Raw genomic sequence first — 1347 nt, 5'->3', positions numbered from 1 at the left:
CCGCGCGAGGCCGGGCTGCGGGCGCCGCCCGGCTTCACCGCCGCCCCGGCGGAGCGGCCCGAGCTCTACGCGCATTTCCTGGCGCGCGCCCCGCCCGCGGCCTGAGCCACCGCGACCCTTCCCCACACCCAAACACGTCCTGAACCGGCTTTCCACGGAGCGGCACCATGCCCTTCCCGCTGTCCCGTCGCCGCCTGCCGCTGCTCGCGGCCGGGCTGCTCACCCTCGCCCCCGGCCGCGCCCGCGCGCAGGGCGCCACCACCCTGACCGATGTGATGGGCCGCCGCGTCACCCTGGCGGCGGCGCCGCGCCGCGTGGCGCTGGGCTTCTATTTCGAGGAATACACCGCCATCGGCGGGGCCGAGGGGCTGGCGCGCCTGGTCGGCCTCAGCCGCAACCTCTGGGCCGGCTGGCGGCCGGCGATCTGGTCGCGCTACGTCCAGGTGCATCCCGGGCTGGAGCGGCTGGCCGATTTCGGCGCCGCCGACGACAATGACTTCAGCCTGGAGAAGCTGGTGGCGCTGAAGCCCGACCTGCTGATCCTCTCGGCCGGCCATTACCGGGCGCTGGGCGACATCCCCGGGCGGATCGAGGCGCTCGGCATCCCGATCCTGACGCTCGACTACAACGCCCAGACCCTGCCGCTGCACCTGGCCAGCACCCGCGCCCTGGGCGCCGCGCTGGGCGGCGAGGCGGCGGCGCGGGCCGAGCGCCTGGCCCGCTGGTACGAGGCCGGCTACCAGGACACGCTGCGCCGCGTGCAGGCGGCGCAGGCCGCCGGCGCGCCGCGCCCCAGGGTCTATGTCGAGCTGGGCCAGGCCGGGGCCGGCAGCATCGGCAACACCTACAACGGCACCATGTGGGGCCGGATCATCGAGACGCTGGGCGGCGAGAACATCGCCGCCGGCCGCATCCCCGGCGCCTGGGGGCCGCTGAACCCGGAGCTGGTGCTGGCGGCGCGGCCGGATTTCATCTTCATCGCCGGCTCCTCCTGGGTGAACCGGCCGAACTGCGTGCGCACCGGCCACGGCGCCAGCCTGGAGGAGACGCGCGCCAGCCTCGCCCCCTACGCGGCGCGCGAGGGCTGGTCCGCCCTGCCCGCCCTGCGCAATGGCGAGCTGCACGCGGTCGAGCACGGGCTGTGCCGCACGCTGATGGACATCGCGCCGATGCAGTACATGGCCAAGCGCTTCTACCCGGCGCACTTCGCCGATGTGGACCCGGTGGCGACGCTGCGCGACTACCAGGACCAGTGGCTGCCCGTGCCCTATTCCGGCACCTGGATGGCGCGGCTGTGAGCGGCCTGGCCGGGGGCGGGGTCCGGGCGGGCCCCGCCGCCGCCCCGGC

General features: G+C 75.6%; 1 protein-coding gene. It reads left to right on the top strand.

Features of this window, described 5'->3' with window-relative positions:
* Positions 1–167 precede the first annotated feature (167 nt).
* Positions 168–1298, top strand: coding sequence for an ABC transporter substrate-binding protein (locus tag HMPREF0731_RS19155; RefSeq protein ID WP_007005863.1), 1131 nt, complete (start codon positions 168–170; stop codon positions 1296–1298).
* Positions 1299–1347 lie beyond the last annotated feature (49 nt).

It is taken from the genome of Pseudoroseomonas cervicalis ATCC 49957 (genome assembly GCF_000164635.1).
Taxonomy (GTDB): Bacteria; Pseudomonadota; Alphaproteobacteria; order Acetobacterales; family Acetobacteraceae; genus Pseudoroseomonas; species Pseudoroseomonas cervicalis.
This window is presented reverse-complemented; position numbering and strand designations above follow the sequence as displayed.